The organism is Breoghania sp. JC706, from assembly GCF_037026715.1.
Classification (GTDB): domain Bacteria; phylum Pseudomonadota; class Alphaproteobacteria; order Rhizobiales; family Stappiaceae; genus Breoghania.
Window position 1 is genome coordinate 455,926 of record NZ_JBANCG010000003.1, and the last position, 14,423, is coordinate 470,348.

The window sequence follows — 14,423 nt, forward strand, 5'->3', positions numbered from 1 at the left end:
CGCCGGCCCATGAGCTTCGTCTTGCGCGACAACAGATGATGCTCCATGGGAAGGAAATGCCAGCATGACATTCAGTATCCGCAAGACCCTGATGCGCGCCGCCGCCGCGAGCCTTGCGCTTGCCGCGTTTTCGTCGGTCGCGGCCTCGGCCGCCGACAAGGTCACGCTCGGTGCGATCCGGTTTACTTCCCATGCCGCGAGCTTCGTCGCCTATGAGCGCGGCTACTTCAAGGAGCAGGGGCTCGATGTCGAGCTGAAGTTCTTCCAGGCCGCCCAGCCCATGGCCGTGGCGATCGCCTCCGGCGACGTCGATTTCGGCGTCACCGCGATTTCCGGCGGGCTGATGGGCCTTGCCGACAAGGGCGTCGTCAAGGTCATCGGCGGCGCGCTGCACGAGGAAAAGGGCATCGACGGCCAGATCATCCTCGTTTCCAACAAGGCCTATGACGAGGGCGTCACCGATCCCTCAAAGCTCAAGGGCCGCACCTTCGGCATCACCCAGGCCGGGTCCTCCTTCCACTACATGGCGGCCAAGATCGCCGATGCGGAAGGCTTCACGCTTGAGGACATGAAGGTGAAGCCGCTGCAGAAGGTGGGCGCGATCATCGGTGCGCTGAAGTCGGGCCAGATCGACGCCTGGGCCATCCAGCCGCACATCGCCAAGGCGCTGATCAACGCGGGCGCCGCCAAGAAGATCGGCATGGTCGCCGACTTCATCCCCGACTATCAGGTCACGACCGTCTTCACCTCCACCAAGGTGGCCGAGGAAAACCCTGACCTCGTCAAGCGCTTCCTCGCCGCGTTCTCCAAGGGCGCTGCCGACTTCAACGCCGCCCTCGTCGACAAGACGGAAGGCGAGGAGGGCCAGATCGCCATGGCCAAGCTCATCCACAAGTACGTCTATGCCGACCAGCCGTTCGAGAAGGCTTCCGTCTCGATCATCAACGGCGCCATGCGTTTGAACCCGAACGCCCGGCTGGACATGGGAAGCGTCAAGGACCAGCTCGCCTGGTTCAAGGCCGAGCATCTGGCTCCGGAAAGCCTGACGCTGGAGAAGCTGGTCAACACGAACTACGTGGAAACCTACTGAACCCGTGCAAGAGCGTCCGCTGGCGTATTGCCGGCGGATGCTCAAGACGCCGCGGCTGATTTCTTGCCCGCGATTGTCATCCCCGCGAAGGCGGGGATCCAGCATTCCAGAGACCTGTCGTTTGTGCGCCGCGCCCCTATCCTGTGGTTACTGGATCCCCGCCTTCGCGGGGATGACAGTCGCCGGATGGCGAGAGCCGGGCAATCGAATTCCGGGTTCAGGAACACCCCAAGCCGAAAGCCGACAGCGCTTCGCAAGGAGAACAGGTCGATGGACCTCAAGCTCGACCGGGTCAGCCATTCCTACGGCGCCACGCATGTGCTGGACGATATCTCGCTCACCGTGAAGAAGGACGAGATCGTCTGTCTCATCGGGCCGTCGGGGTGTGGAAAGTCGACCCTTCTGCGCTTCATCGGCGGGCTGGAGCGGCCGACATCGGGCGAGATCCTGCAGATCGGCGAGCCGCCGGCCGCCTCGCTCAATCCGCTGACCTACATCTTCCAGGATTTCGCCCTGCTGCCGTGGCGCACGGTGGAGGGAAACGTCTCGCTCGCGCTTGAAGATCACAAGCTGCCCAGGGCCGAGCACCGCGCGATCATCGAGGATGTTCTGCGCCGCACGAACCTGACCGATTTCGCGAAGGCGCTGCCGCGCCAGCTTTCCGGCGGCATGAAGCAGCGCGTGGCGATCGCCCGCGCGCTTTCCGTGCGCCCCGCCGTGATGCTGATGGACGAGCCGCTGTCGGCGCTCGACAGCCAGACGCGCGAACTGCTGATGGACGATCTCGTCGATCTGTGGACACGCGAGTCCTTCACCGCCGTCTACGTCACCCACAATCTCGCCGAAGCCGTGCGCCTCGGTCATCGCATCGTCGTGCTGTCGCGCCGGCCGGGCCGGATCCGCGAGATCGTGGAGATCGACATGCCGCTTGCCGAGCGCAAGGACCGTTTCCTCGAGCTGGAGACGAAACAGCACCACCTGTGGGATCTCATGCGCGAGGAAGCCCGCGCCGCCGACCGGGAGCTTGCCGATGTCTGAGGCCACCATGACCAACGCGGATATCCAAGATACGCGCACCGAGGCCACACCCGTCGCCCGCCCCGTGCCCTTCCGCGGCGGCGGGTTCGTCTACAAGCCGGTTCGCATCGCCGGGCCGCTCGTCTTCCTCGTGCTTCTCGCCATCTGGGAGGTCGGCTGCGACATGGGCTGGATCAGCCCGCTCATCCTGCCGGCGCCCTCGGAGGCCTGGGGCGCGTTCATGGATCTCGTCCATTCCGGCCTGCTGTGGAAGCATATTGGCGCCTCGCTGCAGCGCCTCGTCATCGGCTGGACGGCCGGCACCCTCCTCGGCATCGTCGCGGGGCTCGCCATCGGGCTCTTCTCGCTCGCCCGCTCCGGCCTGCAGCCGCTCGTCTCGGCGCTGTTTCCCGTGCCGAAGATCGCGCTCCTGCCGCTTTTCATCATCTGGTTTGGCATCGATGAGGGCTCCAAGGTCGCGACCATCCTGTTCGGCACCTTCTTTCCCACCGTGATCTCCACCTATTCCGGCGTCGACAATGTCGATCGCACGCTCATCCGGATGGGGCAGTCGTTCGGGCTGTCCTGGCTGTCGATCGTCCGCAAGATCGTCATTCCCGGCGCCATGCCGGCGATCCTGTCGGGCTTCCGCATCTCCGTGTCCATCGCCATCGTGCTGCTGGTGGCGGCGGAAATGATCGGCGCGGAATACGGCGTGGGCGCCTACATCCTGATGGCGGGCTCGCTGATGGCGACCGACCAGCTGATCGCCGGCGTCGCCATCCTTTCGGTGCTGGGGCTGATCATCGCCTGGGCGATCGGGCTTGCGGAGAAGTACTTCCTGCGCTGGCGCACGTGAGGGACGGAGCCTGTGCCCGCGAAAGCGGGTGCCGGGCAATGACGGTGGAGGACGCGGACGCCGTGGCGATCCTGGCCCCTTGCGAGGACGACGGGTCCTGCGCCCTATTCCTCTCCCGCGCCGGGCAGCAACGCGGCCACCGGCAGCGCCGCCTCGTCCTTCACCACCTTGGTGACGATGTAGGTGAAGTAGCGGTCGATGCCGATCTCGCGTTCCAGCAGCGCATCAACGAGGCGCTGGTAGGCGTCGATGTCGCGGGCGGTCACCTTCAGCATATAGTCGATGCCGCCGCCCACAGACCAGCAGGCGACGATCTCCGGCACGTCTCGCACGACACGCTCGAAGCGGTCGAAATCGGCCTGACGGTGGTTGGCGAGCGTCACCTCCATCAGCACGGTCGCGAAGGGGGCGACGGATTTCAGGTTGAGCCGCGCATGGTAGCCGGCCACGATGCCGGACTTTTCCAGCCGCGAAAGACGGGTCCAGGCCGGCGTCGGCGACAGGCCGACACGTTCGGCGAGCTTCAGCTTGGTGATGCGGCCGTCGCGCTGGATCTCCGACAGGATCTTCAGATCGATCGCATCAAGCTTCAGCTTGGCATCCATGCGGGGGGAGGTGGCCATGTGCGGATCCGTCCAGAGGGTGGAGATCAAATGACAATGCCAGAAAAAGATTGTCAATTGACCTGATTTCGATCTCTTATAAGTCATGACATTCTGGCGCCCCGATCCGACGCTTCTTCGCCGCCCCGCCTATCTCTCGCTGGCCGACCAGATCGCACGCGCGATCCAGGAAGGGGTTCTCGTCAACGGCACGCGGCTGCCGCCGCAGCGCAAGATGGCGGATGAACTGAAGCTTTCCGTCCAGACGGTCTCGCGCGCCTACGAGGAGCTGGGGCGGCGCGGGCTGATCACCGGCGAGATCGGCCGCGGCAGCTTCGTGCAGACGCCCCGGCGCGAGATGCATCCGCCCTATCTGCCGGACCGGCTGGGCGAGGTGATCGACCTGTCGATCCTGAAGCCCGTGTGCGAGCCGATGCATGTGGAGAAGCTGAAGGAGGCGCTCGGCTGGCTGGCGCAGAACCTGCCGGCGCGCTCGGCCTTGTCGTTCCGGCCGAACGTGGTGTTTCCGGCCCATGCCGCGGCGGCGGTGGAATGGCTCAGGGCCTGCGGGCTGGAAACTTCGGCGCAGAACGTCACCATCACCAACGGCGCGACCGGCGCGCAGACCGTGGCGCTGATGAGCGTTGCGCCTCCCGGCTCCACCGTTGCCTGCGAGGAGGTCACCCACCACACGCTGTCGCCGCTTGCCTGCTACCACGGGTTCACGCTGGCCGGGCTTGCCATCGACGGGGAGGGACTGGTGCCGGAGGCGCTGGACGAGGCGTGCCGGCAAGGCGGGATTCGGGCGGTCTTCATCCAGCCGAGCGTGATCAACCCGACGGCGGCGCTGATGGGGCGGGCGCGGCGCGAGGCGATCGTCGAGATCGCGCGCCGGCACGATATCGCGATCATCGAAAACGACATTCTGGGGCCGCTCGTAACCCACCGGCCGCCTCCGATTGCGGCGCTGGCGCCGGAGCGCACGCTTTACATCACGAGCTTCACCAAGGTGACGGTGCCGGGCCTCAGGATCGGCTATCTGGTGGCGCCGGACCGCTACGTGGCGGCGGCGGCGAACCGGCATCTCGTCTCCAACTGGATGGCGACGCCGATGGTGGCGGAGATCGCTACCCGGTGGGTGAATGACGGTACCGCGCTGGAGCTTGTGCGCTGGCAGCGCGCCGCGCTCGCCAAGCGTCATGCCATCGCAGCACAGATGCTCGGCAACGTCCCCTATGCGAGCCACCCCCAGGCGCTGCACCTGTGGCTGCCGCTGAAGGAGGGGCGCACGGAGGAAGGGTTCGTCGCCCAGGCGCGGTTGATGGGGGTCGCGATCGCTCCGGGCTCGGCCTTCCGGGTCACGCGTGGGGAGCGGAGGCCGGCGGTGCGTCTTTCCATCGGATCGACCACGGAAGCCGAGCTGCGCGACGGGCTGAGCGTGGTCGCCAAGCTCCTGCGCGGGGATCAGGAAGTCGTTCTGCCCGCAATCTGAACAAATTGCCTGACATCGCATCATTTGCAGCGCGATTGTCATGATACGATATAAATGATTGACATGATTTCAAAGTGCTTTCATCGTCAGGGCAATCCCTGATCACGAGCGCATTTCTTGCGAAAGGCACCGATGAACGCGCCAACGACCCCGCCCGCCCCGGATGCCTCTCCGGCTCCCATCATCGAGATCGATGCGATCTCCAAGAGTTTCGGCACCTTCCAGGTGCTGAACGGGCTGTCGATGAACGTGATGCCAGGCGAGAAGCTGGCGCTGATCGGGCCTTCGGGGTCCGGCAAGACCACCATCCTGCGCATTCTGATGACGCTGGAGAGCATCGACGACGGTCATATCCGCATCGACGGTGAAGAGCTCTACCACATGCCGAAGAACGGCGGCCTCGTGCCGGCGAGCGAGGCGCACCTGCACCGGATGCGCCAGAAAATCGGCATGGTGTTCCAGCTCTTCAACCTGTTTCCGCACAAGTCGGTCATCGACAACATCACGCTGGCGCCGATGCTGACGAAAGGGACTTCCAGGGCCGATGCGGAGGCGCGGGCGATGGAGCTTCTGGACATGGTGGGCATGGCCGACAAGGCGAAGGCCATGCCGGCCCAGCTTTCCGGCGGCCAGAAGCAGCGCATCGCGATCGCCCGCGCGCTGGCGCTTTCGCCCAAGATCATGCTGTTCGACGAGGTGACTTCGGCGCTCGATCCGGAGCTTGTGGAAGAGGTGCTGAACGTCATGCGAAAGCTCGCGGACGAGACCGACACGACCATGCTGCTGGTCACCCACGAGATGGGATTTGCCCATGATTTCGCCGACCGGGTGCTGTTCTTCGACGGCGGCCGGATCGTGGAGGAGGGGCCGCCGGAGGAGATCTTCTCCAACCCCAAGGAAGAACGCACGCAGAGCTTCCTGAAGAAAATCATCGCCGCTGGCCATCGCGTCTGAGCGCCTTGCCGCCGGACGGGCCGACCGCGGCCGGTTTTCGACACCAGACCAACAACAGAAGAACACCGCATCACGAGAGGAGTAACGAGATGAAGACCATCGGATGGATTGCCGCGGCCGGGATCGCGGTTGCCGCTCTCGCCCAGTCCGCCAATGCGGCGGATCTGGAGCAGCTGAAGGAACAGGGCTTCGCCCGCGTCGCGATCGCCAACGAGCCGCCCTATACGGCGGTTGGCGCCGACGGCAAGGTTTCCGGCGCCGCGCCCGACATCGCGCGCGAGGTGTTCAAGCGCCTGGGCGTGCCGGAGATCGTCGCCTCCGTGTCCGAATACGGCGCGATGATCCCGGGCCTGCAGGCGCGCCGCTTCGATGCGGTCACCGCCGGTCTCTTCATGAAGCCGGAGCGCTGCGCGGCGGTCGCCTATTCGGAGCCGATCCTGTGCGATGCGGAGGCCTTTCTCGTCAAGAAGGGCAATCCGAAGGGCTTCAAGAGCTTCGCCGATATCGCCAAGGACGAGAGCGCGAAGATCGGCGCGCCGGGCGGCGGTACGGAAGAGAAGCTGGCGCTTGAGGCCGGCGTTCCGCGCAGCCGCGTGATCGTGGTGCCGGACGGCCAGTCGGGCCTGAAGATGCTGCAGGACGGCCGCATTGACGTCTATTCGCTGCCTGTTCTCTCGCTCAACGACCTGAAAAAGAAGTCGGGCGACGATACGATCGAGGTCATGGCCCCGGTCGAGGGCGCTCCGGTCTATTGCGACGGCACGGCCTTCCGCAAGCAGGACACGGCGCTGCGCGACGCCTACGACAAGGTGCTGGCGGAGATGAAGGAGAGCGGCGAGTTCGCCAAGATCATCGAGCCTTACGGCTTCTCCGCCGCGGCGGCGATGTCGACCTCGCGCGAGAAGCTCTGCAAGGGCTGAGCGCACGGGACTGACGACTGCGGGCGGAGCGGCTTCAGGGGCGCTCTGCCCAACGGGTCCGGGTGCGGCGCCGGGTTAGGGGGCGTGCGGGTGGCCTATCCTTCGAGACGCCGTCTGCGACGGCTCCTCAGGATGACGTTGTTATTGTTGATTCTTCAGAGAAACAAGCGACACGAAAACGTCATCCTGAGGAGGTCGCGAAGCGACCGTCTCGAAGGATGGGCCAGGCGCTCCGTCCCGCCCCCGCTTTCCCGTCGCCACCCGACGACGGCCGGACTTTCATTCTTCAACCGCCCAACGAGTAAGCCATCATGATCGACTGGTCCGGATATCTCGGCCTGATCCTGAAAGGGGCGCTGGTCACCGTGGAGCTCACGCTGATGGGCTGCGCGCTGGCGCTCGTCATGGCGTTCATCGCCGGGCTCGGCCGGTTGTCGCGCCACTTCGCGTTCCGGGCACTCGCCACCGCCTATATCGAGTTCTTCCGCGGCACCTCCATCTTCGTGCAGCTGTTCTGGGCCTATTTCGTGCTGCCGCTGTTCGGCTTCGAGCTGACGCCGTTGCAGGCGGGCGTGCTGGCACTGGGGCTGAATGTCGGCGCCTACGGCGCGGAGGTGGTGCGCGGCGCGGTGCTCTCCATCGGACGGGCGCAATACGAGGCCTGCGTGGCGCTGAACCTGACGCGCTACCAGTGCATGCGTCACATCATCCTGCCGCAGGCCTTTCTCGTCATGCTGCCGACCTTCTGCAACAACGCCATCGAGCTTTTGAAAGCGACCGCCGTGGTGTCGCTGATCTCACTGTCCGACATGACGTTCGAGGCGCAGGTGGTGCGGGCACAGACCGGCAACACGCTGGTGCCTTTCGGCACCATTCTCATTCTCTACTTCCTGATGGCGCTCGCCATCTCCCGGTTCGTGCGGATGCTTGAGAAGCGTCTTGCGCGCGGCCTCGACGGGGTGAGGGTCTAGGTCATGGAATGGGACTGGGAATTCGTCTGGAAGATCATGCCGACCCTCATCGAGGGCGTGAAGATCACCATTCTCGCGACGCTGCTGGGCTCGGTGCTGTCGACTGTCGTGGGGCTCGCGATCGCGCTCTTGCGGCGTTCGCCATCGCGACTGATCTCCCGGACGGTCGGCTTCCTGGCGGAGTTCATCCGGGGCACCCCGCTTCTGGTGCAGCTCTATTTCATTTTCTACGTCTTGCCGGATTTCGGCATCCTGCTGCCGCCGCTGGTGGCCGGCGTCATCGGGCTCGGGCTGCATTACGGCACCTATACGGCTGAGGTCTACCGGGCCGGCATCGACAACGTGCCGAGCGGCCAATGGGAGGCGGCCAAGGCCTGCAACCTGACCGGGCGCCAGACCTGGACGCACGTGATCCTGCCGCAGGCGATCCCGCCGATGATCCCGGCGCTCGCCAACTATTTCATCGCCATGTTCAAGGAGACGCCGCTTCTGTCGGTGATCACCGTTCTGGAACTGATGAACCAGGCCAAGAGCGTTGCGAACTCCTACTATCGCTATGTCGAGCCGATGACCCTTGTCGGCGTGTTCTTCCTGACGATCAGCATCCTGTCCGTCTTCGGACTGCGCTGGCTGGAGCGTCGCTACGGACGTATCGAGAGATGACCACGATCACCAGAGTGCCCCAGATCGTGCGGGCGGAGACAACGCCGGACTTCGACCAGCGCGCGATCGAGAAGCGGGTCGGGCTCGTCGTGCTTTCGACCGATCACACGAGCGAGGCGGATTACGCCCGCATGGTGGCCGGTGAGCGCATCGGCGTCTTCACCAGTAGGGTTCCCTACGTCAATCCGGTGACGCGGGAAAACCTGCGCGCCATGCAGCCGGACCTGACGGCGGCAGCGGGGCTGATCCTGCCGGAGGAGGACCTGGACGTCGTGTGCTATTCCTGCACGTCGGCGTCCGTGATGATCGGCGATCAATCCGTCATCGACGCGATCCGCGCGGCGAAGCGCGGCGCGCCGGTGGTTACCCCCGCGATGGCGGCGGTTGCCGGGCTGACCGCGCTGGGGGTGACCCGCATCGCCATGCTGACGCCCTACACCCTGGAAACCAGCCAGCCGATGGCCGACTATTTCGTCGGGGCCGGGTTCCAGCTGGAAAGGCTCACCTATCTTGGGCTTGACGACGACCGCAAGATGGCGCGGATCAGCACGGCTACGCTGGTTGCGGCGGCGCGTGAGGCGATGGTCGAAGGTGCCGAGGCGTTGTTCATCTCCTGCACGGCGCTGCGCACGGCCTGTGTCATCGCCGAGATAGAACAGGCGCTCGGCTGCCCGGTGGTCTCCTCCAACCAGGCGACGGCGTGGATGTGCCTCAGGCTTCTAGGCGAGACGGCCGCTCGGCCCGAATACGGGCGGTTGATGACCCTGCCGCTTTCCGATGAAAGCGGGAGCCGTGCAGGTGCCGCATGAGTGCCGCGACGCTTCCGCTGACGGAAATCCATGAGGCGCGCCAACGCATTGCCGGGCTGGTGGAGCGCACCGCCTGCACCGTTTCGCCCGACCTGAGCGAACGGGCCGGGGCGCCCGTGCATCTCAAGATGGAACATCGCCAGACGACCGGCAGCTTCAAGCTGCGCGGCGCCTCGAATGCGGTGGCTTTGCTTTCGCCGACAGAACGGGAGCGCGGCGTGGTCACCGCCTCCACCGGCAATCACGGCCGCGCGCTGGCCTTCGCCGCCGGGCGCGAAGGCATATCCGCGACCGTGTGCATGTCGGAACTGGTGCCGCAAAACAAGGTTTCGGAGATCCGCAGGCTCGGGGCCGATGTTCGCATCATCGGCCGCAGCCAGGACGATGCGCAGCGGGAAGTCGACCGGCTGGTGGCGGAGGAGGGACGCACGATGGTGCCGCCCTTCGACGCGCCGGCCGTGATCGCCGGGCAGGGCACGCTAGGGCTGGAGATCCTTGAGGACGTGCCGGACGTGGCCTGCGTGGTCGTGCCGCTTTCCGGCGGCGGGCTGATCGCGGGCATCGCCAGCGCGGTCAAAGGCATCAACCCGAACGTCCGCATCGTCGGCGTCTCGATGGAGCGGGGGGCGGCGATGAAGGCGAGCCTCGATGCCGGGCACCCGGTCGAGGTGGAGGAACAGGCTTCGCTCGCGGATTCTCTGGGCGGCGGCATCGGGCTCGACAACCACTTCACGTTTTCGATCTGCCGGGCGCTGGTCGACGAGGTGATCCTGCTTTCAGAGGACGAGATCGCCGCCGGCATCCGGCATGCCTACGCCACCGAGCGCGAAGTGCTTGAGGGCGCCGGGGCGGTTGGCATCGCGGCGCTTCTGGCGGAAAAGCTGACCGTATCGGGGCCGACGGTGCTGGTGCTTTCGGGCCGCAACATCGACATGGGCGCGCATCGCGAAATCGTGGGTGCCGGGGAGGGCAGGGCATGAGCCGGATGACGATCCTCACCGAAGCCGATCTCAGGGGCGTCATTTCGCTCGATCGCGATGCGGTCGCCTGCGTGGAGGAGGCTTTCCGCGCGCTTGCGACGAAGCCCGTCGCGATGCCGCCGATCCTCCGGCTCGATATCCCGGAATATCGCGGCGAGGTCGACGTGAAGACGGCCTATGTGCCGGGCATCGACGGCTTCGCGATCAAGATCAGTCCGGGCTTTTTCGACAATCCCTCGCTGGGGGTGCCGAGCGTCAACGGGTTGATGGTGCTGCTGTCATCGAGAACCGGGCTTGTGGAGGCGCTGCTTCTCGACAACGGCTATCTGACGGATGTGCGAACGGCGGCGGCCGGAGCGGTCGCCGCGAAGCATCTGGCGCGGGAGGATGCGCGGGTGGCGGCCATCTTTGGCGCCGGCGTGCAGGCCGGGCTGCAGCTTGAGGCGTTGAGGCTGGTCAGGCCCATCGAGGAAGCGCGGATATGGGCGCGCGATCCCGGCAAGGCGGAGGCGAAGGCGGCGGAATTGAGCGCGCGGCTCGCGATGCCGGTGCGGGCGGTGGAAGCCCCGCGCGCGGCCATGGCCGGGGCCGACGTGGTCGTCACCACCACGCCGTCCGAGACGCCGCTCGTCATGGCCGACTGGCTGGAGCCGGGCCAGCACGTTACCGCCATGGGATCGGACGCGGAGCACAAGAACGAGATCGAGCCGGCCGCGCTTGTCCGCGCCGACCTCTATGTCGCCGACAGCCTCGCCCAGACGCGCCGCCTCGGTGAATTGCATCACGCGATCGCGGCCGGGCTTGTCGATGCGGATCGCGCCTTTCCGGAACTTGGCGCGATCGCCGCCGGAAATGTGCCGGGAAGGGAGCGGGCGTCGGCGATCACCATTGCGGATCTGACCGGCACGGGCGTTCAGGACACGGCCATTGCGACGCTCGCCCGGCAGCGGGCCGCCGCCGCCGGCGCGGGAACTGTTTTCGACACCTGATTTTTGACCGTCGAGTTTGCGGTCGTTGGACCGCGCCACCTGAGGATCAGCCCATGACGGGTCCCAATCTGAAATTCACGCGCGCAGAGTATGCCGAGCGGCTCGCCAAAACCCGCCGGGCGATGGAGGCCAAGGGCATCGACACGCTGATCGTGTCCGACCCGTCCAACATGGCCTGGCTCACCGGCTATGACGGCTGGTCCTTCTATGTGCATCAGGCGGTGATCGTGCCACCGGAGGGCGAGCCGATCTGGTTCGGTCGCGGGCAGGACGCCAACGGCGCAAAGCGCACGAGCTATCTCGGCCACGACAACATCATCGGCTATGCCGATCACTACGTGCAGTCGAGCGAGCGTCATCCGATGGACCGCCTGGCCGAGATCCTCAAGGAGCGGCGGCTCGATCGCGGCGTGATCGGCGTGGAACTCGACAATTACTGGTTTTCCGCAGCCGCCTATCTGGCCTTGCAGCGGCATCTGCCCGACGGGCGGCTCGGCGATGCCAACGCGCTGGTGAACTGGCTGCGCGCGGTCAAGAGCCCGACCGAGATCGACTACATGCGCAAGGCCGCGCGGATCGTCGAGAAGATCCACGAACGCATTCTGGAAAAGGCCGAGCCGGGTCTGCGCAAATGCGATCTGGCGGCCGAGATCTATGACGCTTCCCTGCGCGGCGCGGAGGGGGCTGACGGCGCCTTCGGCGGCGATTATCCGGCGATCGTGCCGTTGATGCCGTCGGGCGCGGATGCGTCCGCTCCGCATCTGACCTGGGACGACAAGCCGATGCGCAAGGGCGAGGGCACCTTCTTCGAGGTGGCCGGCTGCTACAACCGCTACCATTGCCCGCTGTCGCGCACCGTCTTCCTCGGAAAGCCGGATGCGGCATTCCTGGAGGCGGAAAAGGCGACGCTGGAGGGCATGGAGGCCGGCCTTGCGGCGGCGCGGCCCGGCAACACCTGTCAGGACATCGCCAATGCCTTCTTCGCGGTGCTGGCGAAGTACGGCATCGTCAAGGACAATCGCACCGGATACCCGATCGGGCTCAGCTACCCGCCCGACTGGGGCGAGCGGACGATGAGCCTCAGGCCCGGCGACACGACCGAACTGCAGCCGGGCATGACCTTCCATTTCATGACCGGACTGTGGCTGGAGACGATGGGGCTGGAGATCACCGAATCCATTCTCGTCACCGAGACCGGCGTGGAATGCCTCGCCAATGTTCCTCGCCAGCTTTTCGTGAAGGAGTGAGCCATGTTGGTCACCTATCCGGCCGCGCCGCTCAGGCCGTCGCCGATATCGCCGAGCGTCGATTTCGAGAAGAACGGCGTGCAGCACGGGCTTCTGCGCCTGCCCTACAGCCGGGATGACAGCGCCTGGGGCTCGGTGATGATCCCGATCTGCGTCGTGAAAAACGGGGACGGGCCGGTGGCGCTTCTGTCCGGGGGCAATCACGGTGACGAATACGAGGGGCCCCTGGCGCTCTACGATCTCGCCAACTCGCTGAAGCCGGAGGACGTCACCGGCACGGTCATCATCGTGCCGGCGATGAACTTCCCGGCTTTCCAGAACGGCTCGCGGACGTCGCCTGTCGACTACGGCAACATGAACCGGATCTTTCCCGGCCGGCCCGACGGCACGGTGACGGAAAAGATCGCGGACTATTTCCAGCGCTATCTGCTGCCGATGGCCGATATCGTGCTCGACTTCCATTCCGGCGGGCGCACGCTCGATTTCATTCCCTTTTGCGCCGCTCATGTGCTGGAAGACAAGGATGTGGAAGCGCGTGCCATGGCTGCGGTGGAGGCATTCTCCGCGCCCTATTCGGCCCGCATGCTGGAGATCGATGCGATCGGCATGTACGACACGGCGGCGGAAGAACTGGGCAAGGTGTTCCTCACCACGGAGCTTGGCGGCGGCGGCACGGCGCGGGCCGCGACCGTGCGGATCGCGCGCATCGGGGTTGCGAACGTGCTGAAACATGCCGGCATCCTGAAGGGCGAGCCGGTGCGCCAGCCGACCCGTTGGCTCGACATGCCCTCGGTCGACTGCTTTTCCTTCGCCGAGGACGGCGGGCTCTGCGAGACCATGGTCGATCTCGGCGAGCGGGTGGAAAAGGGCGACGTGATCGCGCGCGTTCACGGCTACAACCGTACCGGTCGTCCGCCGCAGGAGTTGCGGGCGAAGCTTTCGGGCGTGCTGGCGGCGCGGCACTATCCGGGCCTGATCAAGCCCGGCGACTGTGCCTCGGTGGTGGCGGTGCTGACGGATTGAGAGCCTCAGGGTGTGATGCCGCCGGATCGCCTCTCCCGTGGGGAGAGGTCGGCGCGTATGCGCCGGGTGAGGGGATGGGATTTTTCGTGGATACGGAGAACCCGACACCCCTCACCCTAGCCCTCTCCCCATGGGAGAGGGGACATATCCGCGCGGTGCGGCTGCCGGTGCCGTTTCCCATCGAACCTGAATCGGCCTAGAGATGCCCTGCAACGAAACCGGCATCGGATATCAGGCGTGGACAGGAAACGGCTTATCATCGGGATTTCCGGGGCATCGGGGGCGATCTACGGCATCCGGGCTCTGGAACTCTTGAGACGCGCGGGCGGCGTGGAGACGCATCTCGTGCTCTCGCCCGCAGCGCTTTCGACGGTGGAGACGGAGACGGACTTCACCGGGGCGGAGGTTGCGGCGCTCGCCGATGTCGTCCACGACTTTCGCGATGTCGGGGCGTCGATCGCATCAGGCTCCTATCGCACGCTCGGCATGCTGGTGGCGCCGTGTTCGATCAAGACGCTGTCGGGCATCGCCAATTCCCATTGTGACAGCCTGCTGACCAGAGCCGCCGACGTGTGCCTGAAGGAACGGCGCCGGCTGGTGATGATGGTGCGCGAAACGCCGCTTCATGCCGGGCATCTGGAGCTGATGGAACGCGCGACGCGGTCCGGCGCGGTGATCATGCCGCCGGTGCCGGCGTTCTACACCAAGCCGCAGAGCCTCGACGATGTGGTGACGCATTCCGTGGCCCGCGCGCTCGATCTGTTCGATATCGAGATCGAAGGGGTGAGGCGCTGGAAGGACGGGTAG

At 65.7% G+C, this 14,423-nt stretch carries 15 protein-coding genes; 14 read left to right on the forward strand and 1 reads right to left on the reverse strand.

The genetic code is table 11. The annotated features are described in order from the left end of the window. Positions 1-64 precede the first annotated feature (64 nt). From V2L18_RS07915 to V2L18_RS07925, 3 genes are all read left to right on the forward strand, one after another. Positions 65-1,090: an ABC transporter substrate-binding protein gene (locus V2L18_RS07915; RefSeq protein ID WP_336177523.1), complete on the forward strand. Its 1,026-nt coding sequence runs from the start codon at positions 65-67 to the stop codon at positions 1,088-1,090. A gap of 270 nt (positions 1,091-1,360) precedes the next feature. Next, complete coding sequence (locus V2L18_RS07920) at positions 1,361-2,128, forward strand: ABC transporter ATP-binding protein (protein ID WP_336177524.1); 768 nt, start codon at positions 1,361-1,363, stop codon at positions 2,126-2,128. Positions 2,129-2,135: 7 nt separating this feature from the next. Next, positions 2,136-2,966, forward strand: a complete 831-nt coding sequence (locus tag V2L18_RS07925) for an ABC transporter permease (protein WP_336177733.1) — start codon at positions 2,136-2,138, stop codon at positions 2,964-2,966. A 104-nt stretch (positions 2,967-3,070) separates the two neighbouring features. On the opposite strand, the gene V2L18_RS07930 is transcribed toward V2L18_RS07925, so the two are convergent. Further along, on the reverse strand, positions 3,071-3,589 hold the full coding sequence (locus V2L18_RS07930; protein ID WP_336177526.1) for an Lrp/AsnC family transcriptional regulator: 519 nt from the start codon (positions 3,587-3,589) through the stop codon (positions 3,071-3,073). An 85-nt stretch (positions 3,590-3,674) separates the two neighbouring features. Between V2L18_RS07930 and V2L18_RS07935 the strand changes: the two genes are divergently transcribed. The 11 genes from V2L18_RS07935 (at position 3,675) to V2L18_RS07985 (ending at position 14,423) form a co-directional block, all read left to right on the forward strand. Further along, a complete protein-coding gene (locus V2L18_RS07935; protein ID WP_336177527.1) occupies positions 3,675-5,060 on the forward strand; it encodes a PLP-dependent aminotransferase family protein in 1,386 nt (461 codons plus the stop codon). A gap of 132 nt (positions 5,061-5,192) precedes the next feature. Further along, complete coding sequence (gene ehuA / locus V2L18_RS07940) at positions 5,193-6,014, forward strand: ectoine/hydroxyectoine ABC transporter ATP-binding protein EhuA (protein ID WP_336177528.1); 822 nt, start codon at positions 5,193-5,195, stop codon at positions 6,012-6,014. 89 nt (positions 6,015-6,103) lie between these two features. Then, entirely contained in the window at positions 6,104-6,934 is an 831-nt protein-coding gene (ehuB, locus tag V2L18_RS07945; RefSeq protein WP_336177530.1) for an ectoine/hydroxyectoine ABC transporter substrate-binding protein EhuB, read from the forward strand. Between the two features lie 311 nt (positions 6,935-7,245). Further along, positions 7,246-7,905 (forward strand): ectoine/hydroxyectoine ABC transporter permease subunit EhuC, encoded by a 660-nt coding sequence (gene ehuC, locus V2L18_RS07950; protein ID WP_336177532.1) that lies wholly within the window; start codon positions 7,246-7,248, stop codon positions 7,903-7,905. Between the two features lie 3 nt (positions 7,906-7,908). Further along, the gene (gene ehuD, locus V2L18_RS07955; RefSeq protein ID WP_336177534.1) at positions 7,909-8,568 is read left to right on the forward strand and encodes an ectoine/hydroxyectoine ABC transporter permease subunit EhuD; all 660 of its coding nucleotides are present in this window, start codon (positions 7,909-7,911) and stop codon (positions 8,566-8,568) included. After that, on the forward strand, positions 8,565-9,377 hold the full coding sequence (eutA, locus tag V2L18_RS07960) for an ectoine utilization protein EutA (RefSeq protein ID WP_336177535.1): 813 nt from the start codon (positions 8,565-8,567) through the stop codon (positions 9,375-9,377). The genes ehuD and eutA overlap by 4 nt, the downstream gene beginning before the upstream one ends. Continuing rightward, positions 9,374-10,357 (forward strand): hydroxyectoine utilization dehydratase EutB, encoded by a 984-nt coding sequence (gene eutB, locus V2L18_RS07965; RefSeq protein WP_336177537.1) that lies wholly within the window; start codon positions 9,374-9,376, stop codon positions 10,355-10,357. The genes eutA and eutB overlap by 4 nt, the downstream gene beginning before the upstream one ends. Beyond that, positions 10,354-11,346, forward strand: coding sequence for an ectoine utilization protein EutC (gene eutC / locus V2L18_RS07970; RefSeq protein WP_336177539.1), 993 nt, complete (start codon positions 10,354-10,356; stop codon positions 11,344-11,346). Before eutB ends, eutC begins: the two co-directional genes overlap by 4 nt. A 53-nt stretch (positions 11,347-11,399) precedes the next feature. Continuing rightward, complete coding sequence (doeA, locus tag V2L18_RS07975) at positions 11,400-12,593, forward strand: ectoine hydrolase DoeA (RefSeq protein ID WP_336177541.1); 1,194 nt, start codon at positions 11,400-11,402, stop codon at positions 12,591-12,593. 3 nt (positions 12,594-12,596) lie between these two features. After that, positions 12,597-13,616, forward strand: coding sequence for a N(2)-acetyl-L-2,4-diaminobutanoate deacetylase DoeB (gene doeB / locus V2L18_RS07980; RefSeq protein WP_336177544.1), 1,020 nt, complete (start codon positions 12,597-12,599; stop codon positions 13,614-13,616). A 237-nt stretch (positions 13,617-13,853) separates the two neighbouring features. Then, entirely contained in the window at positions 13,854-14,423 is a 570-nt protein-coding gene (locus V2L18_RS07985) for a UbiX family flavin prenyltransferase (RefSeq protein WP_336177546.1), read from the forward strand.

What these genes read in the sequence shown, in the direction of transcription:
- V2L18_RS07915 (WP_336177523.1), top strand. Translation starts at nt 65, where the DNA reads ATGACATTCAGTATCCGCAAGACCCTGATGCGCGCCGCCGCCGCGAGC.
- V2L18_RS07920 (WP_336177524.1), top strand. Translation starts at nt 1,361, where the DNA reads ATGGACCTCAAGCTCGACCGGGTCAGCCATTCCTACGGCGCCACGCAT.
- V2L18_RS07925 (WP_336177733.1), top strand. Translation starts at nt 2,136, where the DNA reads ATGACCAACGCGGATATCCAAGATACGCGCACCGAGGCCACACCCGTC.
- V2L18_RS07930 (WP_336177526.1), bottom strand. Translation starts at nt 3,589, where the DNA reads ATGGCCACCTCCCCCCGCATGGATGCCAAGCTGAAGCTTGATGCGATC.
- V2L18_RS07935 (WP_336177527.1), top strand. Translation starts at nt 3,675, where the DNA reads ATGACATTCTGGCGCCCCGATCCGACGCTTCTTCGCCGCCCCGCCTAT.
- ehuA (WP_336177528.1), top strand. Translation starts at nt 5,193, where the DNA reads ATGAACGCGCCAACGACCCCGCCCGCCCCGGATGCCTCTCCGGCTCCC.
- ehuB (WP_336177530.1), top strand. Translation starts at nt 6,104, where the DNA reads ATGAAGACCATCGGATGGATTGCCGCGGCCGGGATCGCGGTTGCCGCT.
- ehuC (WP_336177532.1), top strand. Translation starts at nt 7,246, where the DNA reads ATGATCGACTGGTCCGGATATCTCGGCCTGATCCTGAAAGGGGCGCTG.
- ehuD (WP_336177534.1), top strand. Translation starts at nt 7,909, where the DNA reads ATGGAATGGGACTGGGAATTCGTCTGGAAGATCATGCCGACCCTCATC.
- eutA (WP_336177535.1), top strand. Translation starts at nt 8,565, where the DNA reads ATGACCACGATCACCAGAGTGCCCCAGATCGTGCGGGCGGAGACAACG.
- eutB (WP_336177537.1), top strand. Translation starts at nt 9,374, where the DNA reads ATGAGTGCCGCGACGCTTCCGCTGACGGAAATCCATGAGGCGCGCCAA.
- eutC (WP_336177539.1), top strand. Translation starts at nt 10,354, where the DNA reads ATGAGCCGGATGACGATCCTCACCGAAGCCGATCTCAGGGGCGTCATT.
- doeA (WP_336177541.1), top strand. Translation starts at nt 11,400, where the DNA reads ATGACGGGTCCCAATCTGAAATTCACGCGCGCAGAGTATGCCGAGCGG.
- doeB (WP_336177544.1), top strand. Translation starts at nt 12,597, where the DNA reads ATGTTGGTCACCTATCCGGCCGCGCCGCTCAGGCCGTCGCCGATATCG.